Origin of the sequence: Caballeronia novacaledonica (genome assembly GCF_900258035.1) — a bacterium.
Classification (GTDB): Bacteria; Pseudomonadota; Gammaproteobacteria; order Burkholderiales; family Burkholderiaceae; genus Caballeronia; species Caballeronia novacaledonica.
In genome coordinates this window covers 401,687-422,017 of the sequence record NZ_OGTP01000001.1, presented here as the reverse complement: position 1 = coordinate 422,017, position 20,331 = coordinate 401,687, and the positions used below count along the sequence as shown (strand labels likewise).

Annotated in this window: 22 protein-coding genes; 6 read left to right on the top strand and 16 right to left on the bottom strand. The window is 65.4% G+C overall.

Annotation, left to right across the window (positions count from 1 at the left end):
- Nucleotides 1-10: 10 nt before the first annotated feature.
- Together NOV72_RS01915 and rhaM are read right to left on the bottom strand one after the other, a co-directional pair.
- Nucleotides 11-895, bottom strand: a complete 885-nt coding sequence (locus NOV72_RS01915) for an amidohydrolase family protein (protein ID WP_106852872.1) — start codon at nucleotides 893-895, stop codon at nucleotides 11-13.
- Nucleotides 896-925: 30 nt separating this feature from the next.
- Nucleotides 926-1,240, bottom strand: coding sequence for an L-rhamnose mutarotase (gene rhaM / locus NOV72_RS01910; protein WP_106852871.1), 315 nt, complete (start codon nucleotides 1,238-1,240; stop codon nucleotides 926-928).
- 163 nt (nucleotides 1,241-1,403) lie between these two features.
- Here rhaM and NOV72_RS01905 point away from each other — a divergent pair, with 163 nt between their 5' ends.
- Nucleotides 1,404-2,360, top strand: a complete 957-nt coding sequence (locus NOV72_RS01905; protein ID WP_425428697.1) for a LysR family transcriptional regulator — start codon at nucleotides 1,404-1,406, stop codon at nucleotides 2,358-2,360.
- Here NOV72_RS01905 and lra1 read toward each other — a convergent pair.
- Genes lra1 through NOV72_RS01885 form a run of 4 tightly spaced genes read right to left on the bottom strand, consistent with a single transcriptional unit; the run spans nucleotide 2,354 to nucleotide 6,462 of the window.
- Nucleotides 2,354-3,136 carry an L-rhamnose 1-dehydrogenase Lra1 gene (gene lra1, locus NOV72_RS01900; RefSeq protein ID WP_106852870.1) on the bottom strand — a complete coding sequence of 261 codons (783 nt, stop codon included), beginning with the start codon at nucleotides 3,134-3,136 and terminating at the stop codon, nucleotides 2,354-2,356. The genes NOV72_RS01905 and lra1 overlap by 7 nt on opposite strands.
- Before the next feature lie 11 nt (nucleotides 3,137-3,147).
- Entirely contained in the window at nucleotides 3,148-4,326 is a 1,179-nt protein-coding gene (rhmD, locus tag NOV72_RS01895; protein WP_106852869.1) for an L-rhamnonate dehydratase, read from the bottom strand.
- A 20-nt stretch (nucleotides 4,327-4,346) separates the two neighbouring features.
- Nucleotides 4,347-5,678, bottom strand: a complete 1,332-nt coding sequence (locus NOV72_RS01890; RefSeq protein ID WP_106852868.1) for an MFS transporter — start codon at nucleotides 5,676-5,678, stop codon at nucleotides 4,347-4,349.
- 22 nt (nucleotides 5,679-5,700) lie between these two features.
- Nucleotides 5,701-6,462 (bottom strand): SDR family NAD(P)-dependent oxidoreductase, encoded by a 762-nt coding sequence (locus NOV72_RS01885; RefSeq protein WP_106852867.1) that lies wholly within the window; start codon nucleotides 6,460-6,462, stop codon nucleotides 5,701-5,703.
- Nucleotides 6,463-6,657: 195 nt separating this feature from the next.
- On the opposite strand from NOV72_RS01885, the gene NOV72_RS31805 reads away from it, so the two are divergent.
- The 3 genes from NOV72_RS31805 to NOV72_RS01870 all read left to right on the top strand — a co-directional run bounded on the left by NOV72_RS31805 (nucleotide 6,658) and on the right by NOV72_RS01870 (nucleotide 8,239).
- Nucleotides 6,658-6,912, top strand: a complete 255-nt coding sequence (locus tag NOV72_RS31805) for a hypothetical protein (RefSeq protein ID WP_146149935.1) — start codon at nucleotides 6,658-6,660, stop codon at nucleotides 6,910-6,912.
- Between the two features lie 22 nt (nucleotides 6,913-6,934).
- Nucleotides 6,935-7,192 carry a hypothetical protein gene (locus NOV72_RS01875; RefSeq protein WP_245932854.1) on the top strand — a complete coding sequence of 86 codons (258 nt, stop codon included), beginning with the start codon at nucleotides 6,935-6,937 and terminating at the stop codon, nucleotides 7,190-7,192.
- 192 nt (nucleotides 7,193-7,384) lie between these two features.
- A complete protein-coding gene (locus NOV72_RS01870; protein ID WP_106852864.1) occupies nucleotides 7,385-8,239 on the top strand; it encodes a helix-turn-helix domain-containing protein in 855 nt (284 codons plus the stop codon).
- 9 nt (nucleotides 8,240-8,248) lie between these two features.
- Here NOV72_RS01870 and NOV72_RS01865 read toward each other — a convergent pair whose 3' ends face one another.
- The 3 genes from NOV72_RS01865 to NOV72_RS01855 form a co-directional block, all read right to left on the bottom strand.
- Complete coding sequence (locus NOV72_RS01865) at nucleotides 8,249-10,087, bottom strand: ATP-binding response regulator (protein ID WP_106852863.1); 1,839 nt, start codon at nucleotides 10,085-10,087, stop codon at nucleotides 8,249-8,251.
- Between the two features lie 3 nt (nucleotides 10,088-10,090).
- On the bottom strand, nucleotides 10,091-11,728 hold the full coding sequence (locus tag NOV72_RS01860; RefSeq protein WP_106852862.1) for an ATP-binding domain-containing protein: 1,638 nt from the start codon (nucleotides 11,726-11,728) through the stop codon (nucleotides 10,091-10,093).
- Between the two features lie 78 nt (nucleotides 11,729-11,806).
- Entirely contained in the window at nucleotides 11,807-12,478 is a 672-nt protein-coding gene (locus tag NOV72_RS01855; RefSeq protein WP_106852861.1) for a glutathione S-transferase family protein, read from the bottom strand.
- Nucleotides 12,479-12,629: 151 nt separating this feature from the next.
- Between NOV72_RS01855 and NOV72_RS32145 the strand changes: the two genes are divergently transcribed.
- Complete coding sequence (locus NOV72_RS32145; RefSeq protein ID WP_181290794.1) at nucleotides 12,630-12,800, top strand: hypothetical protein; 171 nt, start codon at nucleotides 12,630-12,632, stop codon at nucleotides 12,798-12,800.
- A gap of 37 nt (nucleotides 12,801-12,837) precedes the next feature.
- Here the strand turns inward: NOV72_RS32145 and NOV72_RS01850 are convergent, their stop codons facing one another.
- The 6 genes from NOV72_RS01850 to NOV72_RS01825 all read right to left on the bottom strand — a co-directional run bounded on the left by NOV72_RS01850 (nucleotide 12,838) and on the right by NOV72_RS01825 (nucleotide 18,084).
- The gene (locus NOV72_RS01850; RefSeq protein WP_245932853.1) at nucleotides 12,838-13,248 is read right to left on the bottom strand and encodes a response regulator; all 411 of its coding nucleotides are present in this window, start codon (nucleotides 13,246-13,248) and stop codon (nucleotides 12,838-12,840) included.
- 339 nt (nucleotides 13,249-13,587) lie between these two features.
- Complete coding sequence (locus NOV72_RS01845; RefSeq protein ID WP_106853235.1) at nucleotides 13,588-14,391, bottom strand: AraC family transcriptional regulator; 804 nt, start codon at nucleotides 14,389-14,391, stop codon at nucleotides 13,588-13,590.
- Between the two features lie 106 nt (nucleotides 14,392-14,497).
- Nucleotides 14,498-15,769, bottom strand: a complete 1,272-nt coding sequence (locus tag NOV72_RS01840) for an NAD(P)/FAD-dependent oxidoreductase (protein ID WP_106852859.1) — start codon at nucleotides 15,767-15,769, stop codon at nucleotides 14,498-14,500.
- The gene (locus NOV72_RS01835; RefSeq protein ID WP_106852858.1) at nucleotides 15,766-16,014 is read right to left on the bottom strand and encodes a 2Fe-2S iron-sulfur cluster-binding protein; all 249 of its coding nucleotides are present in this window, start codon (nucleotides 16,012-16,014) and stop codon (nucleotides 15,766-15,768) included. The genes NOV72_RS01840 and NOV72_RS01835 overlap by 4 nt, the downstream gene beginning before the upstream one ends.
- Nucleotides 16,007-17,146, bottom strand: coding sequence for an NAD(P)/FAD-dependent oxidoreductase (locus tag NOV72_RS01830; RefSeq protein WP_106852857.1), 1,140 nt, complete (start codon nucleotides 17,144-17,146; stop codon nucleotides 16,007-16,009). Before NOV72_RS01830 ends, NOV72_RS01835 begins: the two co-directional genes overlap by 8 nt.
- Nucleotides 17,143-18,084, bottom strand: coding sequence for a 4-hydroxyproline epimerase (locus NOV72_RS01825; RefSeq protein WP_106853234.1), 942 nt, complete (start codon nucleotides 18,082-18,084; stop codon nucleotides 17,143-17,145). Before NOV72_RS01825 ends, NOV72_RS01830 begins: the two co-directional genes overlap by 4 nt.
- Nucleotides 18,085-18,299: 215 nt before the next feature.
- On the opposite strand from NOV72_RS01825, the gene NOV72_RS01820 reads away from it, so the two are divergent.
- Nucleotides 18,300-19,205: a dihydrodipicolinate synthase family protein gene (locus NOV72_RS01820; RefSeq protein WP_106852856.1), complete on the top strand. Its 906-nt coding sequence runs from the start codon at nucleotides 18,300-18,302 to the stop codon at nucleotides 19,203-19,205.
- Nucleotides 19,206-19,262: 57 nt separating this feature from the next.
- On the opposite strand, the gene NOV72_RS01815 is transcribed toward NOV72_RS01820, so the two are convergent.
- Complete coding sequence (locus NOV72_RS01815; protein ID WP_106852855.1) at nucleotides 19,263-20,006, bottom strand: response regulator transcription factor; 744 nt, start codon at nucleotides 20,004-20,006, stop codon at nucleotides 19,263-19,265.
- Nucleotides 20,007-20,331: the final 325 nt, after the last annotated feature.

Genomic DNA, 20,331 nt, shown 5'->3' with positions numbered 1-20,331 from the left:
TCATTGCCTCTCAGATGCGATAAATGCGTTCCGCGTTGCGTACGAAAAGCGCCCGCTTCTCGCTGTCGCTCGCATCGCCGACGATCTGCGCATACGCGTTCCACAGCGCCGTGTAAGTGCCGAACAGCCGATCCACCGGAAAGTTCGACGCGAACATCGCGCGATCGACGCCGAACGTGTCGATGGCTTCGTGCACGTAAGGACGCAGGCTCTCGACGGTCCAGTCGTGATCGAACATCGCGAAGCCGCTCAGCTTCACCGCGACGTTCGGGCACGCAGCCAGCATGCGCATGCCTTCGCGCCATGCGCGATAACCCTGCGTCGAATTCCGGTCGACGAACATGCCCGCATGATTGACGATGAATTGCGTGTCCGCATGCTCGCGCGCGAGTTGCGCGGCCTCCTGCATCTGCGACGGATAAAGCTGCAGATCGAACGACATGCCGAAGCGCTTCAGCAAGCCGAAGTGCTTGCGCCATTGCGGCTCGCGCATGTAATGACGCCCGACGTAGTCGTAGAGTTTGTCGCCGTGCACGTTGAGAATCTGGCGAATGCCGCGCGTATTGGCGAAGACCGCATGCGCTTCGAGCACGTGCTGCGCGTTGTCCGCCGAGAGATCCGCGCCCGCGACGATGCCGTTCGGCATGCCTTCGCTGTCCGCGATCGATTGCAGCCAGCGTGTTTCCTCGACGGGATCGGCGGGATCGTGATTCGCATCGACATGCACGAGCTTCAGCACCTCGATGTCCTGCGCATCGCGCAGCAGATCCGCAAGCAGATAGTCGTGCTGCAGATCGCGCGCATCGCCGACGAACGACGTCTGCGGATCCGCGAGCCAGGGGTAATGATGCGTGGACAGATCCCACAGATGAATATGCGGATCGACGACCTGCATGGTGCGCTCCTCGCGAAGGCTGCGAAGGTTTCAGGGAAGATGAAAGACCGGCACGAGCGGCGTCACGACGGGCGAGTTGTCCGCCTGCGTTTCCATCAGCTCGGCCATGTAGTCCCACCACTTGCGCATGATGGGCAGCGCCGGCAACGCGTTCGTCGTGTGCGTGTCCGTGCGCTGATGTATGGCGAAGAGATGCCCGGTCGATTCGTCGAGAAAGATGCGGTAATCGCGGATGCCCGCGTCGCGCAACGCGTCGGCCAGTTCCGGCCAGATCTCGCGATGGCGCTTCTCGTATTCCTCGCGCATGCCCGGCTTCAGGGTCATGCGAAATGCCACTGTCTCCATGGCGGCCGCCTTCTTCTGATTGGTTGAATCCCTGTGTCCGGGACTCGTTGTGCTGCGACTATAATTCGCCGACCGATAACACGACAATCCGAATGCAGGATTGGCCGATCGCAAAAACGTATCGCTGCGCCCTATGATCGCGCGGTTCAAAGGGGACTGTCGAATGATTCAGAACGTGTCCCAAAGTGTGTCGCCGAATGCACTCGTCAATCGGCTGAAGTTCAAGCACCTTGCGCTTCTGGTTGCGCTCGACGACGCGCGCAATCTGCATCAGGCCGCCGAGTCGATCAACGTCGCGCAGCCGAGCGCAAGCCGCATGCTTGCGGATATCGAAGAAGCGTTCGGGTTTCTGCTCTTCGAGCGCAATGCCCGCGGCATGCAGCCGACGCCGCTCGGCACCGCCGCGCTCGCCTACGCGCGCCGCTCGCTGGCGGACCTGACGCGCTTCGCCGACGATCTCGACGCCAAGCGCCGCGGCGGTCACGGCCAGCTCACCGTCGGCGCGATCATGGGCGCCGCGCCCGATGTGCTCGCGATGGCCGTCACCGAACTGAAATCCGAGCGGCCGCTCCTGAACGTGCGCATTCTCGGCGAGACGAGCGATCAGGTCGTGCAATTGCTGCATCGCCGCGAAGTCGATCTCGCGCTCGGACGTTTAACGACGCCCCTGCAGCACAACGATTTCGACTTCGAGCCGCTCGCACGCGAAGCAATGCGGCTCGTCGTGCGCGCGGGGCATCCGCTTGCCGCCAAAACCGGACTTACGCTCGCCACACTTGTCGGCTGGCCGTGGATTCTTCAGCCGATCACGAGTCCCGCGCGCGGACTCTTCGAAGACGAGCTCGCCCGCGCCGGCCTCACGACGCCCGCCGACATCGTCGAATGCGCGTCGATCTTCGCGACGCTGCAACTGCTGCAAAACAGCGAAGCCGTCGCGATGCTGCCGGAATCCGTCGTGCGCGACTATCTGCGGGCGCAATTGCTGATCGAGTTGCCCATCGAAATCGGCAAGAGCCTGTCGGGTTTCGGATTGCTGCGCCGCAAGTTCGAAACGCTCAGCGAGCCCGCCGAATACTTCATCGCGCTCTTGCGCAAGTACTCGGCGGTGTCGCGCTATTGAAGATTGACGAAGAGCCCGCCGTCCACCAGCAGCGACGCGCCCGTCACATAGCGCGCCCGATCCGAAGCGAGGAAAACGACGCACTGCGCCACGTCGTCGGGTTCGCCCAAGCGTCCTAGCGGAATGCGCTTTTCCATATACGCGCGCTTGTCCTCGTCCGACAGATCGTCGGCGTTCAGATCCGTCGCGATGGTGCCGGGCATCACCGAATTGCAACGGATGCCATACGGCCCGAGCGCGATCGCGCAGGATTGCATCAGCGAGTGGACGCCCGCCTTGGTCGGCGTGTAGTGCGTCTGCATGCCGCCGCCGACGAGCGCGCTGATCGAACTCGTCGCGACGATCGCGCCGCCCGCGCCCTGCGCCTTCATCTGGTTGGCTGCGGCCTGCGTCACGTAGAACGCGCCGTTCAGGTTCACCGCGACCGTGGATTCGTAGACGGAAGCGGGCATGTCGAGAAACGCATGAAACGGGCAGATGCCCGCGTTGCTCGACAACACATCGACGCGGCCGAACGCTTCGACCGTGCGTCCGATCAGTTCGGTGCCCGTGTCGCGCTCGGCCACGTTTCCCTCGACGGCGATCGCACGCCGCCCGAGCGCCTCGATCTCGCCGACGATCGATTCCACCGCCGATGCCTTTCCGTAAGACCGGTCGTTGTCACGCCAGTAGTTGATCGCGACGTCGGCGCCTTCGCGCGCGCTCGCGAGCGCGATTGCCCGGCCGATGCCGCGCGAACCGCCCGTCACCACGACGACCTTGTTCTCTAGCAACATGCGATGCCCCTTCAATGTGTGTAAGGCCGCGTCAGCGCGCACTCCGGATTCAGCCGCACGCCGAAGCCCGGCGTCTCCGGCACCTTCATGCGGCCGTTCACCGGCACGGGTTCGTCGAGCAGCAGAGGCGTGAACATCGGCACGACCTGATCGGCCTTGGGCGCCATCATCAGAAACTCGGCGAACGGCGAGTTGTGGCGCGTCACGACGAAGTGATAGCTGTACACCGACGACCCGTGCGGCACGACGAGCACGTTGTGCGCGTCCGCGAGCGCCGAAATCTTGATGAGTTCCGTGATGCCGCCGCACCAGCCCACATCCGGCTGCACGAGATCCGCGCAGCCCATCTCGAACAGCATGCGAAAGCCCCAGCGCGTCGCTTCGTGCTCGCCCGTCGTGACCATCATGCCCGCCGGCACCGCACGGCGCAGTTCGGCATAGCCCCAGTAGTCGTCGGGCGGCAGCGCTTCCTCGATCCACTTCAGGCCGTGCTCGCGCGCCGCGTTCGCGAGGCGCTTCGCGTAGTTGAGGTCGAGGCTCATCCAGCAATCGAACATTAGCCAGAAATCGTCGCCGACTTTCGCGCGCATGTCCGCGAGCTTCGCGATGTTTTTCGCGAGTCCTTCCTCGCCTTCGGCCGGGCCGTGCTGCAAGGGCATCTTCCCGCCGATAAAGCCCATTTCCTTCGCGAGATCGGGGCGCGCGCCGGTCGCGTAGAACTGCAACTCTTCGCGCACCGGACCGCCGAGCAGTTGAAAAACCGGTTCCTTGCGCACCTTCGCGAGCAGATCCCACAGCGCGAGATCGACGCCGGAAATCGCGTTGAGGACAATGCCCTTGCGCCCGTAGTAGAGCGTCGCGTTGTACATCTGATCCCACATCTTTTCGATGTCCGTCACGCGCTGCCCTTCGAGAAAGCGCGCCAGATGCTTTTCGACGATGAACGCGCCGATTTCGCCGCCCGTCGTCACCGCGAAGCCGACGGTGCCGTCGCTCGCCTCGATCTCGACGACGAGCGAGCCCAGCACGTTCAGCCCGAACGACTGACGGCTCTGGCGATATTCGGGATAGCGGGCCATCGGCGTGGCGATGTGATCGTCGATCCAGTGATCGGCGCCCTGGTCGTGATAGTCGGCGCCGCCGCCGCGAACGGTGAAGGCGCGCACGTGCTTGATGGTCGGCATGGACATGTCGTTGTCTCCGTCTCGGTTCAGGATGCGTCGGCGGTTTCGCCGTGCGTAATCGGTTGACATTCCGGTCGACGTACCGGCACGCGCACCAGCGCGACGATGATGAGCGCCGCGAGCACGCTCGCGCCCGCCAGCACCATGAGCCCGGCGCTCGTCGAGTGGAACGCGGCTTCGGCGGCGGTGCGGGCCATCGGCGCGAAAAAGCCGCCGAGTCCGCCGAGCGAATTGATGAGCGCGATGCCGGCCGCGGCGGCCGCGCCCGTGAGATAGCGCGTCGGAAAGGTCCAGAAAAGCGGTTGTGCCGCGATGAAGCCGCTCGCCGCGCAACACAGCGCGATGATCGAGACCACGGGCGACCCCGCGAGCCCCGATACGGCGATCGCGATGCCCGACAGCACGAGCAGCGCCGCCGCGCACGAGCGATGCCTTCCGGTGCGATCGGCGTAACGCGGCACGATCCACGTGACGATCACGGCGGCGATCCACGGAAGCGCCGTCACGAGCCCGACGCGAAAGCCCACTTTGGCGCCCAGCAGCGCCGACACCTGTTGCGGCAGGTAAAAAACGACACCGTACACGGCGGCCTGAATCAGGAAATACACGCAGCACAGCACGAGCACGCGGGGATCGACGAGCGACGCGAGCACGCTTCGCGGGCCGTGCAACGACGCCGAGCGCGCGTCTTCATCGAGACGGGCGACGAGCAGCGCGCGTTGGTCTTGCGTGAGCCATCGGGCTTTTGCGGGATGGTCGTCGAGATACCAGAACGCCCACACGCCGACGATCGACGCAAGCAGCCCTTCCACGAGAAAGAGCCATTGCCAGCCCTTGAAGCCGAGCGCGCCGTGCAGATCGAGCAGCAGGCCGGACAACGGCGCGCCGAAGATGAACGCGAGCGGCGCGCCGAAATAGAACACGCCGAGCGCGCGCGCCCGCGACGATTGCGGAAACCAGCGCGTCAGGTAATAGACGATGCCCGGAAAGAAACCCGCCTCCGCCACGCCGAGCAGAAAGCGCAGCGTGTAGAACGTGGTGGCGTTGTGCGCGAAGGCCATCGCCGCCGAGACGAGGCCCCACGTCACCATGATGCGGCACATCCACAGCTTCGCGCCGACGCGATGCAAGAGCAGATTGCTCGGCACCTCGAAAATCGCATAGCCGACGAAGAACACGCCCGCGCCGAACGCGAACGCGGCATTCGTCAAACCGGTGTCCTGCTGCAGCGCCTTTTGCGCGAAACCGATATTCGCGCGATCCAGAAACGCGAGCACGTACATGAGCAGCAGAAACGGCAGCAGCCTGCGCATCACGCGGGACGTGACGGCGCCTTCCGCGGAAGCGGACTGATTCATCGCGATTCTCCCGAAGGCGCAATCAGTAAGTCGCGCGTCCGCCCGACAGATCGAACACCGCGCCGGTGCTGAACGCGCAGTCTTCGGACGAGAGCCACAGAATCAGCGACGCGGCTTCCTGCGGCATCAGGAAGCGGTTCATCGGGATTTTGGAGAGCATGTAATCGATGTGCTGCTGCGACATCGAATCGAAGATTTCAGTCTTGGCTGCGGCGGGCGTCACGGCGTTCACGAGGATGTTCTTGCCCGCCAGTTCCTTGCCGAGCGACTTCGTGAGCCCGATCAGCCCGGCCTTCGACGCGCTGTAGTGCGACGCGTTCGGATTGCCTTCCTTGCCCGCAATCGACGCGATATTGACGATGCGCCCGTAGCCCGCCTTCAGCATGTGCGGCACAACGGCGCGGCACGTCAGATACGGCCCGATGAGGTTGACGTCGATCACCCGGCGCCACACGTCGGGCGCGAGTTCCCAGGTCGTGCCGTTGCCGCCGGTGATGCCCGCGTTGTTGACGAGCACGTCGATCCGGCCGTGCGTGGCGAAGGTCTTTTTCGCGGCGGCATCGACGGACGATTCATCGGTCAGTTCGACGACGGCTTCACTGACCTTGCGCTCCCTGTACTTCGCCGAGAGTTCCGCGCTGGTGCGCGCGAGGCGTTCGCCGTCGAGATCCCAGAGCGATACATCCGCGCCCGATTCCAGCGCGCGTTCCGCCACCGCAAGGCCGATGCCTCGCGCCCCGCCCGTGATGATCACGACGCGGTCGGCCAGGTCGATACGGTTCATGGATTCGTCTCCTTTCGTTGTTCGTCGCTATGGGTGGACATGCCGTGAGAGGCACTATAGTCCCGCGCCAATAGCGCAACAATTCGAAAGGGCGATCGTTCGATAGCAAAAGCGGATCGCCGCCTGAACCGCCCCGGCTCAACGCAGAGAGTTGTCCCGATAGGGCTTGCCCGATCGGACAGGCGAATCCTTGAAATGCCTGTCCGCGAAATGAGCGAATGCAAAAAGCGCCGCGACACCTACGGGACCGATCAAGAGAGCAGCAACGACCACGATAAAACTCCGATTCAACAATGCGTTGAGTTTATCGTCGATAAAGGCGTCAATTGTCGTGAAAAACGACAATACTCCGTTCAACAATCGCCAACTGTGTTGCAGGATTGTCCGATTGACGCCGCCGGGATCGCGCCGGGAACGCCGGTTGCTAAAGCCACCGGCCGTCAATCGTGACGATCACTCGACCTAAAAAAGCATGTTCACTTCGAAAGCCTGCACCACGACCTGTGTACTCGACGGAATGCCCGTCACCCTGACTTACTTCCCCGACAGCACGCTCCTGCGCATCACCGACGCCAGCGGCCATTGCGTGCGCGAAACCCGCTGGCCCGCGCCGTGGCGCACCTTGCTCGCGACCTTGCGCGAATTCGGCGCAGCCGACGCGCGAAATCAGCTTTCGACTCTGCTCGACGAAATGCCCTCTGCTTCGATGCCGGAATCGGCGCTGGCGTGACGAAGTGCGCGCCAGCGAACGGCGTCCGCAACTGGTTTTTCAATAACATCAATGTGTTGCAAGCGGTCCGCCGAGGCATTTTGAGCACGCGGACCCGCGCCGTTTACAATGTCGGATCGACTGCGAAGGGCCGTCCGGCCCGCGCCGAACCACACTCCGCGCAGTCCCACTTTCACGCATCCGACTGGCCGTATGGTCACTGAAACGTCTTCTTCGGAATCCCTCGCCGTCGCGGAGCGCGTACGCGAGCTGATGGGCCGTCATGGCATCGGGAAGCGGCAGCAAACCGCCGAGTTGTGCCGCATTCTCGACCTGAGCTTTTCGCAGGGCCATCGCAAGCTGCGTGGCAACAGCCCGTGGACGCTCGCGCAGATCCGCCGCGTCGCCGATGCCTTCGACGAACCCGCGCTCAAGCTCTTCGATTCGATCAACACGCGCCCCGACGAAACCGAAGGCACCGCGCACGACGCCGTGCTCAAACTCGGCTCGATGGAAATTCCCTGCATGGCGTGGGTCGGCAGCGCGCTCGAAGCGGGCAGCCGCCCGGATTTCATCGCGCAGAAGCTCAACAATCGCTGGATCGTCGCGAAGCACGAGGGCGTGCTGCTGCACGAAGCCTTCGACGTCCACAAGATCGAAATCCAGCCGCGCCGGCCCGACACCGACAAGCCGGTCATCGCCGTGGTGGACGACGACCACGCTTCCGCCGACAACCTCCACGACTATCTGGAAGCCACCGGCTTCACGGCGATGGCCTTCTACGGCCTCGACGCGTTCTTCGAAGCGCTCCAGACCCAGGTGTTCGATGCCGTCGTGATGGACTGGCTGTTCGGCATGCATACGTCGGCGGAGGCGATTCGCGCGGTGCGGGCGTCGGACAATCCGGACGCGCCGGTATTCGTGCTCACGGGCGAGCTGACCACGGGCAAGGCGAGCGAATCGGAGATCAGCCAGGTTATCCGCGACTACAACGTGACGTGTTTCGAAAAACCCGCGCGGCTCGGCATTCTCGTCGCGGATCTTTCCAAACGGCTGATGCGCAGCTAGCGGCGACGCTCACGCAACGCGCCGCCGCACGGTCACCGCGCGGTGCACCGCGCCCTTCAGCACTTCGTAGCGCACCGGTTTCAACAGGTAGTCGAAGAACAGCACCGCCGCGCTCGGGTCCACCAGTTCGGGCGCGTACGCGCTCACCGCGATGATCGGCACGCTCGCCCCCGGCGCACTGCGCGCGCGGTACTCGTTGGCGAACGAGTAGCCGTCCTTGCCGGGCATGTGCAGGTCCGCGAGGATCACGTCGGCGTCGTTGGCGCGCAGCCAGGCGAGCGCGCTGTCGACGTCGGGCAACGCGACGGCGTAATAACCCAGATGCGTGAGCATCTCGATCAGCGAATCGCGGATCGATTCGTGGTCGTCGATCACGAGCACGCGCGATTTGCGCAACTCGGGCGCATCGACCTCCTGCTCGGCGCCGGGCAGCCGGTCCGCCGAAGCCGCCGGCACACTCACGCGAAACGCGGCGCCTTGCCCCACTTCGCTCGACACCTCGATCTTCCCGCCGAGCAGTTCGACAAGCCCGCGCACGACCGCGAGCCCCATTCCCGCGCCGTCGAAACGCCGCGTGCTCGATGAATCGAGTTGCGTGAATTCCTGAAAAATGAGCGGCAACTGCTCGCGGGATATGCCTGGGCCCGTATCGATCACGGAAATATCGAGCCGCTCGTCCGTGCGCGCGAAATGCACGTCGATGGAACCCGCCTCGGTGTACTTGATTGCGTTGGTCACGAGATTCGTCACGATCTGCCGCACGCGATGCGGATCGGATTCGATCGGCTCGCGCTCGCCCGCGTAGTCGCCGCGCAATTCCAGTCCCTTTGCGGTCGCGGCGGGCGTGTTGGCATCGACGATCGAATCGAGCAGTTCCGCCGGATCGAACACCGTCATGCGCAGTTCGAGCTTGCCCGCGCCGAGCCGCGCGTAATCGGTCAGATCGCGCATCTGCGCTTCGAGATGACGCGCGCCCGCTTCCAGACGCTGCATGATCTTGCGGTCGGCGTCGCCGCGCGTATTGAGCCCGAGCAATTCGACCGACGAGACGATCGCGTGCAGCGGCGTGCGCAACTCGTGGCTGATCATGCCGAGAAACGTGTCCTTCGCGACGCCCGCCTCGCGCGCCGCGCGGGTTGCCTGATGCTCGGCCGCGAGCGCCGCGCGCTGCTGCTCGATCAGGCGCGTGCGCCGATAGCCGTTCAGCAGCAGCAACGCCGTCGCCGCCGCCGACAGCAGACCGAGCAGGATGCCGCCGTAGATCAGATAGCGACGCTTCGCCTCGAAGTCGCGCACGATCGCCTCGCGCTCGGCCGCGTCCATGAGCCGGCGCCCGCTCGCCAGTTCCGCGACGGCCGGCGCGTTCTGACGCAGCACGCCGATCACGCGCAAGGTGTGCGCAGGCCCGGCCTGGAGCCCTTCGACGTCCAACTGGATGGAATCCAGCGCGGTGTCCAACTGCCGCAGGATTTCGCGCTGCCGATTCAGCAGCGCTTCGTGTTCGTCCGACAATCCCGCCGATTCCGACACCTGCCTGAGCCGCGCGCGCAGCAGCCGATAACTCGCGCGCACGGCCTCCCCGTCCTCGTCGATGCCGTTGCGGTAAAGCAGCACCTGATTCTCGAAGCGCTCATAGCCGATCTGGAACTGCGCGGCGTCCCAGTAAACGTCGTAAGGCACGACGAGCCTGTGCGTCTCGCGCGCAATGAGGCCCGAATACAGCATGTAGCCGACCGCGCCGATCGGCGGCGCGACCGCGAGCGCGATCAGCGCCGCATACCAGAGACGGCGGAACCACGGACGCGCGGCGGGCGCGCGCAGGGACGGTTCGGTGCTGATGACGGCCATTCGTTACGGCAGCGCGTCGATGGCTTGGGCCGCGCGTTCGGATGCGACCACGATCAGCTTCATCGTCGCCCGGGTCGCGCCGACGAAGATCTTGCGCGCGGCCTGCTCGTCGAGCGCCTCGAAATCGACTTCGGTCAGGATCACGCACGGCGCGGATTGCCCCTTGAAGCGATAGATCGATTCGAGCAGCACGTCGCCCTCGCGATACTCCGGGTTCCCGAAGAGGTCATACGTGCCGGTGAACGCGCGCAGCCTGTGCGGACCGAGATGATCGACGCCGGTGAGCGCCGAGCCCTCGCGCCCCCGGAACGACAGCACCGCGATATCCTGCTTGCGAAAACCGAGCGAGAGCGCATGCGTGATCGCACGCTTGGTCGCCTCGATGATCTCCTCGGGATGCCCGTCCTCATAGGTCGACACGCTGACGTCCGAGCCGTCGAAGGGACTGCCCGCGTCGAGACGCACATCCGGCCCGACGATCTTGCGGATGAAGCCCAGCAGATCTCGCGGGCTGCGGTAGTTCGTGGTCTCGCGCAGGATGGTCCAGCCCGGCAGCGGCACCGGCTCGCGCAGATAGAGGTTCTGCATCGGGTCTTCGAGCCACCACCATGCGCCGTCGGGATTGAGCAGACGTTCGAGCGCTTCGACCCACGCCGCCTGAAAGTCCTGGCCTTCATCGACGATCAGCACGTCCGTCTTCCACTGTTCCGGCACGGGCACGGCGGCGAAGCGCTCTTCGAGCGTGGCGAAGACGTTCGGCTGAGTGAAATCGGGCGGGCTGCCGGCATCGCGCGCGACGGACGCGCTCAACTGATGGTAGTTCGCGATCCTCGCCTCTTTCGGCGCGATGGCGCGGATATGATCGGCGAGCGGCCGGTTGAAGCACACGTAGAGCACGCTCTTGCCTTGCGCGAGCGCGTCGCGCATCACGCGCACGGCGAGCTGCGTCTTGCCCGCGCCGGCGGTTGCGATCACGCGCAGGCGAAACGGCTCGAATTCGAGCCGGCGCGCCCACGTCGCGAGCCCGCCCGACAGCCGCGTGACGAGCGTGTTCGCCGCGCCGACGAGCGCGTTGGTGTCGGGCGTGAGCGAGAGTTCATCGGCGAGAAAGTGATGAATGCGCGCCGCCGATTCGAAGCGAGACTCGTCGGGCGGCAGAATTTCCAGCACGACGCGCGCAAGCTGCGACTTGCGGCTCGCATCGACGATGCGCGCGGGCGCGACGCCCGCAATCGCCGCGTTCTTCACCGTGTAGTCGGGGCAATACAGCAGTTCCTCGATCCGGTACGTGCCCGCGCCGAACGCCGCCGTGAAGCGCCGGTGCAGGTTTTCGAGCGTGCGCGCGAGCTGGATGGCGACGTTGCGTTCCTTCTGCAAATAAACCTTCACGAGGCCCTGACCGGTCTCGCGCAGAAAACCCGCCTTTTGTTCGATCATCAGCACGCGCCCCGACGGCGCGACGACCACGAAATCCGCCTCGCCGAACACGGAAAAACCTTCGTTGACGCGAGTCCAGTGAACGCCGTGATACACCGTGTAGTCGTCGGGCAGCTTTTCGAGCAGCGCGAGCGTTTCGAGTTCGCGCGCCGCCGCGCCGGTCGCTTCGAGATTTTTCCAGTCGTCGGGAACGATTCGGGCCATGCGTCGCCTTTGGGCTGAGTGGTTGCGTGCGAGTCATTGTACGCAACGCATTTCCCATACCGGCAGTCGGCCGAATGGCTAGCTTGCGTAGTCGTACCGGCCGCCGCGTTCGAGCGCGCGCTGGAAGGCCGGCCGCGCGTGAATACGTTCGAGAAACGCGCGGATATGCGGCATCGACTTCGCGCCGGCGCGCGCGCTGCCGGCTTCGAGCGGAAAGCTCATCTGCACATCGGCGGCGGTGAAGGTCTCGCCCGCGAACCACGGCGACTTCGCGAGCTCGCCTTCGATATAGCCGAAGTGCAGCCGCAGTTGCGGATCGATGAAACTGCTTTGCATCGTCTGCGCGATGCGCCGCGCGATCGGCTTCGCGAAGAACGGCATCTTCGCGCTCTCCAGCCGCCGCGCGACGAGCTTGAGCAGGAGCGGCGGCATCGCCGAGCCTTCCGCGTAGTGCATCCAGTAGTTGTAGCGCACGCGTTCGGGCGACGTTCCCGGCGGCGGCGAGAATCGGCCTTCGCCGTAACGATCGACGAGATATTCGATGATCGCGCCCGACTCCGCGAGCGTCAGACCGTCGTCGGTCACGACCGGCGATTTGCCGAGCGGATGCACCGCGCGCAATTCGGGCGGCGCGAGCATCGTGTGCGGGTCGCGCTGATAGCGCTTCAGTTCGTATTCGACGCCGAGTTCTTCCAGCATCCACAGGACGCGCTGGGAGCGGGAATTATTCAAATGATGGACGGTCAGCATGCTCTGGCTCTAGTAGTTTTGTTCGACGATGCCGCCCGCGGTACGCCCCTTGCATCCGGTGAACTTATGCGCGCCCGGGCGTCGAAAGGATAAGGCCCTTTCATGAAGGCCACGCAACGATTTCTAGCACACAACGAAAAAGGAGAAGTCGATGACGCTGATCATTTACCTTGTTGGCTGGCTGATTTTGATCGGAGGGGTATCGTGGGCGCTCGTCGCGATGCATGTCTCGCAGCATACGATCATGATCGTCGCCGTCATCATGCTGGGCATCGCGATCATTACGGGCGCTACGCGGGCGCGCAATCGCGACCGGTCGTAAAAGTCCGGGCCGCCCGCGAACGGCGGCCCTCGGTGCTTCACGTCACCACGCGCGCCCCGACCGCGTCCTGTATCAGCGCGACGAGTTCGTCCGGATGCACCGGCTTCGTCATGAAGTGCTGAAACCCTTCGCCGATACTGCGCAATCGGTATTCGTCGCCGTCATGTCCCGTCAGCGCGATCGCCACGGACGGCGGCAGGTTGCCGCGTATTTCGTGATCCCGCAAACGCTGGATGAGATAGAAACCATCCATCTCGGGTAGGTCGAGATCGCAGATCACCGCATCCGGAAGATGCTCGATCGCGGCTTGCGCGCCGTCTTCGGCGTCGGCCACCGCGATTACGTCGGCTCCTTCTTCTTCCAGCAACATCTGCAGCGATGCCCTGCTCTCGGGATCGTCCTCGATCAGGACGATCCGCATATGCCCCAGTCTTGCCACTTCGTTCATGATGTTCTTTTCTGCTGCCAAAAAACGGAATTCTCGCGACGGTCTCCATCCTCTCGCCGCCGCGCACGCTGTTGCGCGCATTGATTGACCCGAAAACGCGGCGGGAATTCCGAACGCACCGTTATTTATGTCGCGTGTGCGCCGGTGCGGAACGCCTCGCGGTTTTGAGCGGCGCCGATGCAGGTTTGCCCGGCCGCAGCGAGCGTAATCGAGCAAAATCCGGACCGACTTGCGCGCAATCGCGCGAAACCCGCATCGCGCGGGCCGTTCGGCCGATTGGCGGTTCGGCCTGAACGCACGACCGTGTAATTTCGGCGCGAAGCGTGCCCCGATTTCCCGTCAGACGTTTGCTGCCCGCCCGGAATCAGGGCGAGAAGCACTCGACGAACTCGCCTGCAACAGCGCCCGATATTCGCTCGGCGTGAGCCCAACCGTCGCCTTGAACTGGCGCGTAAAGGCGCTGTGATCGGTGTATCCGCACAGCGCGGCGACATCGGTGACCTTTCCGTTGGAGACGAGCAGCGCGGTGGCCGCATCGAGCCGCGTCTTCAGCAGCACCTGACGCGGCGTCAAATGGAAGACCTTGTGAAAATAGCGCTCCAGTTGCGCGATCGACATGTTCGCCATCTGCGCGAGCTGCCGCATGTTGAGCGGCTGCACATAGTTTTCCTGGATGTGCTGCACGACCGCCGCAAGCCGGCTGTAGGCGGGGTGCGTTCCTTCGGCGGCCTGCAAGTCGCGCGAAATTCCCGCGAGCCCGACGATATTTCCCTGCGTGTCGTGCAGCGGCTGCTTGCAGGTCATGCACCAGCCGGGCTCGCGTCCCGGATACAGATGCAATTCGAGCTGATCGATCAGTTGATGTCCCTGCGCGATGATCGCCTGATCCTGCGCCGTGTAGATGCGCCCGAAGCGCCTCGGGAACACGTCTTCCGCGGTCTTGCCGAGCAGCGCCGATTTGTCGTCCTTGTGGCCGCAGCGGCGCGCGAGCGTGCGGTTGACCATCGCGTAGCGCGCCTCGCGATCCTTCACGAAGAACACGATGTCGGGCATCGCGTCGAATACCGGCGCAAGCAACGCGAAATGCGCGAGCATGTCGGAGAGCGTCGACGCCGGCGGTTGTGCGATCGGCGCGGTGTTCATCATGAGGCCAGTCGTGCTCGTCATGCGTAAGGAAGGTTGCGTCCGGAATGGTCAGGCAACCGATTATAGGAGCGCGCACGCGCGGACGAAATTCGCGCTGGCCCCACTATGAAACGGGCGTTTCGGCGCTCTCGCGTGCGGCGATCAACGTATCGATGCGCACCGGCGTGAACGGCGGACGCGCCGCCGTGCGCGGCCATCCGAAATACACGGCCGCCGCCTCGCCGCAGATGCGCCCCTGGCACGGCCCCATGCCGCAACGCGTTTGCAGCTTCGCGTCGCGCCAGTTCGCGTGCGCGGCGACTTCTCCGATCGACACATCTTCGCAGCGGCACAACACGGTGTCCGGCGACGGCGTCGCGCGCGCGTCGGCGCCGAGTTCGAACGCGTGCGCCACGCGCCGGGCGAATGCGCGCCAGCGATCGCGCTCGCGCACGAGACGCGCATCGGCGGCGATGCCGAGCGCCGCATGCGCCGCGATCGCGCCTTCGACGCGCGCCAGTTCCATCCCGCCGATGCCCGTGCATTCGCCCGCCGCCAAGACGTGTTCCCGCGACGTGCGCTGCGCATCGTCGACGTGGATCGAGCCGTCGCGTTCGTCGGTCGAGCAGCCGAGTGCGAGCGCCAGCGTCGCGTTCGGCACGAGCCCGTAGCCGCACGCGACGCGATCCGCTTCGAGCGTTTCCTCGCGCCCGCGCGAGCGAATCGTGACCGCCTCCACGCACGCGCTTCCGTGCGCCTTCACGACGACACTGCCCGTCCGATAGCACGCAACCCCGAGCCTGACGGCCTGAGCCAGCTTGCCGGGCGTCAGCGCCAGCGACGCGACGAACCGTGCAACGCGCGCCGGCGGTGCCTGTTCGGCCACCGCGACGACACGCGCACCGTGACGGCGCGCCGTATCGGCGGCGGCGAGCAGAAGCGGCCCGCTGCCCGCGACGACGATGCGCTCGCCGCGCACCGGCATCCCGCCCTTGACGAGCGCCTGCAGACCGCCCGCGCCCGTCACGCCGGGCAAGGTCCAGCCGTCGAAGGGAAGCAGGCGCTCGCGCGCGCCGGTCGCGAGGATGAGCTTCGAGTACGCGAGCACGAGCGGCGCGCCGTCGCGTTCGATCAGAAGCCGCTGCTCGCCCGGCGCGGCGGCGACCTTCGTTCCGTTCGCGACGATGAGGTTCGCGCAAGCGCGCGTTTCATCGAGCCATTGGTGAAGCGGCGCGGCGGGCGCGAGCGTCGGCCCTTGCCGCCAGATCTGGCCGCCGGGGCGCGGATTGTCGTCGATGAGCGCGACGCGTACGCCCGCCCGCGCCGCGATTCGCGCCGCCGTGAGCCCCGCCGGCCCCGCGCCGACGATCGCGATATCGATGTGTTCGACATTCATCGCATCGTCTCGATCGAGAGTCCGTCGCGGCACAATGTCTGACAGCCGAGCACGTGCGCGCGGCCATCGACCGTCACACGGCATTCGTGGCACACGCCCATGCCGCAGAACGCGGCGCGCGGCTCGCCGGTGACGGAACGGCGCGTGCCGCCGGCGCCGCGCATCACGATGGCGGCCGCGACCGTCGTGAATGCGGGCACGGCGAGCGGCTCGCCGTCGATGATGACGCGCACGCAGTCATCCATCGGCGTGCTCCCGGGCGAATCGTTGCGGAGAGAAAGCGTGCGTGTCGGGCATATCGAACGGAAGCGGCTCGCCCAGCATCTGCGCGGCGATGAGCTTCGCGGTGCCGAGCGACGTCGTCACGCCGAGCCCTTCGTGGCCCGTCGCGAGCCACAGCCGGTCGCCGGGGAAACGCGCGGGGCCGATCAGCGGCAGGCCGTCGGGCGTCGCGGCGCGAAAACCGGTCCATGCGCGGATCGCGTTGAGCCCGCCGATGCCCGGCAGATAGCGCGTCGCGCGCTCGAGCATGGCGGCGAGCACGTCGATTTCGACAGCCGGATCGAGCGTGCCGAACTGGCGCGACGAGCCGATCAGCACCTGCCCCGTCGGGCGCGGCTGCGCATTGAACGCGACCGACGTGCCGCGCGCGTGATGCGCGCTCTTGATGTAGCCGAGTTCCAGCACCTGATGACGGATCGTGCCCGGATAGCGATCGGTGATGAGCAAATGTCCCTTCTTCGCTTCGAGCGGCGCGCCGGCGATCAGATCCGTCGCCATCAGCCCGTTCGCGACGACGACATGCGCCGCCGTGCGCCGATCGCCGTTCGCGAGCGTGACGCGCGCGTGCGTGCCGTCGGCGTCGACGGCGCGAACCGCGCAGCCGGTCGACACACGGATGCGCGTCGAGCATGTGAGGAGCCATTGCGCCGCGGCGGGCGCGTACACGATGGCGTCGTCGTCGATCAGCAAGCCGCCTTGCATCGCGTGGCTCACCGCCGGCTCCGCTTCGCGCAGCGCGGCGCGATCGAGCATGTGCGCGCGCACGCCCGCCGCCGCGAATGCGTCGCGCATGGCGCGGGCGGCGTCGAGTTCTTCGTCGTCTTCGGCGATCCAGAGCGTGCCGCAGCGCGAAAACGCCTCGCGCTCGCGCAGTTGGGCGCCGAGCGCGAGCCACAGTTCGCGCGAAGCACGCGCCAGCGCGAACTCGGCGGGCGAATCGTTCATCACGACGATGTGGCCCATGCCCGCCGCCGTCGCGCCGCCGCCGATGCCGCGCGCTTCCAGCACTTCGACCGTCAGGCCGCGCTGCGCGAGTTCCGCCGCGCACGCCGCCCCGACGATCCCGCCGCCTACGACGATCACGTCAGCCGTCATAGCCCTTTGATGAACGGATCGCGCTCGTCGAAGACGAGACGCCCTTCGCCCATGATGTGCGCGTAGCCGGTGATGGTCGGGACGAGCGCGTCGCCGTCGATCGCATAGCTGCCTTCGAACACGCTGCCGATGATGCTTTCCTGCCGCCAGATTTCGCCCGGCGCGAGGGCGTCGTCGGCCGCGAGGCACGCGAGTTTGGCGCTGGTGCCGGTGCCGCACGGCGAGCGATCGTAGGCGCTGCCCGGACACAGCACGAAATTGCGGCTGTCCACGCCCGCGACGGGCGAATCCGCGAACAGCTCGATATGGTCGATATACGCGCCCTCCGCGCCGGTGATGCCCTGCGCGTGCAAGGCGTCGCGGATGGCCTCGGCGAACGCGGTCAATCCGGCGATGTGCGCGCGCACGAGTTCGCGGCCGTGATCCGCGACGAGAAAGAACCAGTTGCCGCCCCACGCGACGTCGCCGGTGAGCGGGCCGTGGCCGGATACATCGACCGTCACCGCGCGCCGGTGCCGGTACGCCGGCACGTTGCGCACGCTGACGCTGCCGTTTGCGTTGAGCGTGGCATCGACGGGACCGACGGGCGTATCGATCCGATGCCGCCCCGCCGCTATTTTTCCCGCATGGGCGAGCGACGCGACCAGCCCGATCGTGCCGTGCCCGCACATGCCGAGATAGCCGACGTTATTGAAGAAGATGACGCCCGCCGCGGCGGAAGCGTCGTCCGGCTCGCACAGGAGCGCGCCGACCATCACGTCCGAGCCGCGCGGTTCGGTGACGATGGCGCGGCGCCAGTCGTCGAAGCGCGTGCGGAACGTGTCGAGCCGTTGCGCGAGTGTGCCGTAGCCCAGATCCGGGCCGCCCGCGATCACGAGGCGCGTCGGTTCGCCGCCCGTATGCGAGTCGATGATGTCGATGGTTTTCATGCCGCCTATCCTAGAAACGCACGCGATGGGCGTCTTGAAGCGGCTGGATCGTTTTGATGACGATATCGGCACAGTTCCCGGACGCCCGGACGAGCCTGGCGCGCGTTGCTTCCGGCGCCGAACGGCTATGCCGAAATCGGCACGCGGCGCGCGCGAAACACGCAAGACGCCCGATTTTTCGGTGCTTACACTGCGTACCGTTCAATCACTTTCGGAGCGCTGCCGTGACGCATATCTGGGAAGGCGTGATGCCCGCCGTGACCACCAAGTTCAACGCCGATTTCAGCATAGACCGCGCGTGGACCGCGAAGAATGTCGACGCGCAGATCGAAGCCGGCGTGGATGGGATCATCGTGTGCGGATCGCTCGGCGAAGCATCGACGTTATCGCTCGACGAAAAGCTCGACGTGCTCGACATCGCCGTGGACGCCGCGCGCGGCCGCGTGCCGGTGCTGCTAACGATCGCGGAAAACAGCACGCTCGACGGCTGCCGTCAGGCCGAGCGCGCCGCGCGTCACGGCGCGGCCGGCTATATGGTGCTGCCGGGCCTGCGGTATCTGTCGGACCGGCGCGAGACGCTCAACCACTTCCGCATGGTCGCCGACGCGAGCCCGCTGCCGCTGATGGTCTACAACAATCCGCTCGCCTATGGCGTCGATGTCACGCCGAAGATGTTCGCCGAACTCGCCGAAGACAGGAAGTTCGCGGCGATCAAGGAATCGAGCGGCGACGTGCGCCGCGTCACCGATCTCATCAACGAAACGGGCGATCGGTACGCGCTCTTCTGCGGCGTCGACAATCTCGCGATGGAAGCGATCTTGATGGGCGCGCATGGCTGGGTGGCGGGCCTCGTCTGCGCGTTCCCGCGCGAGACCGTGGCGATCTACAAGCTGATTCGCGCCGGACGTTTCGACGAAGCGCGCGCGATCTATCGCTGGTTCGCGCCGCTGCTCGCGCTCGACGTCTCGCACAAGCTCGTGCAGAACATCAAGCTGGCCGAGGCGATCGTCGGATTGGGCACGGAGCCGGTGCGCCCGCCGCGCCTGCCGCTCGCGGGCGAGGAGCGCAAGGAGATCGAGGCGTTGATTCGTCGCAGCATCGAGACGCGCCCGGCGCTGCCGGCTGTCTAAAGAAAAGCTCAAAAAAAATGCCGTCGTGCGACGGCATTTTTGCTGTGGATGGCGACTTCAGGCCGCGATCTGCGCAGCGGCGGGATCGTTGAGGTTGCCACCCGAGCCTTCGCCTTCATCGTAGAGATGCAGCAGGCGATAGCCGCTCTTGTACACCGGCTGCAAGCGGAAATTGTTGACCGGCTCGATTTCGAGCGCGAGGCGCAGGCGCGAAACGTGGCTGTCGATCGTGCGCGTGGTTTCGCGGAACTCGCGGCCCCAGACCATCGCGAAAATATGATCGCGAGACAGCACGCGGCCGATGTTCGAGAAGAACAGTTGTGCAAGACGGAACTGCGTGCCGCTCAGTTGCACCGGCTTGCCGCGCACGGTCACGATTTGCTGACGGGCGTCGAAACGGTACGGACCGACTTCGAGGCACGCGCTCGACGTCGCGGGATACGCGCGGCGCAGCAGCGCTTCGACGCGCGCGCCGAACTCGCCCGGACGGATCGGATACACGATGTAATCGTCCGCGCCCGCTGTCAGTGCGCAGACCACGTTGTGCTCGGCGCCGTCGGGCGTCGCGAACATGACGGGGACGCGTTCGCCGAAGCTCGAGCGCACGGATTTCAGCAGGTCGAGGCCGCACAGGCCCGTGGAATTCCAGTCGAGGATCAGCAGATCGACCGTCGAGCGGGACAGCGCTTTCGACAGCACGAGGCCGTCGCCGAACGTCACGCAGGTGTGGCCGAGTCGTTTGACGACATCGCTGATGAGATTTCGATAACTTGGGTCGGTTTGCAAAACGGCGACGCGCATGGTGTCTTACCTGATGAGTCCAAGGGACATGGGGCGGATGCCAAACTGCGGCCCACCGCCGGGTGTCTCGTCGCGGGAATGAGACGGGCATAATCAAGCTGCGCATTCTGGCCAGCGGGACGACCCTTTCCCATCGGACTCATCTGAATTGTCAACGCATGTGACTGCGCATCGCCCTGAGCGCGATGCGTCTCGTGCGCGCAACCATCTCGAAAATAGAACGGCTTTTCTCTTTTGCGCCGGCTTTCATCCTGTAACATGCCGCGTCTGGCTCACAAATTCCCGCTTCCGCCGTTTTACCGAGACGTCGCGTAGCAAGCTGCCG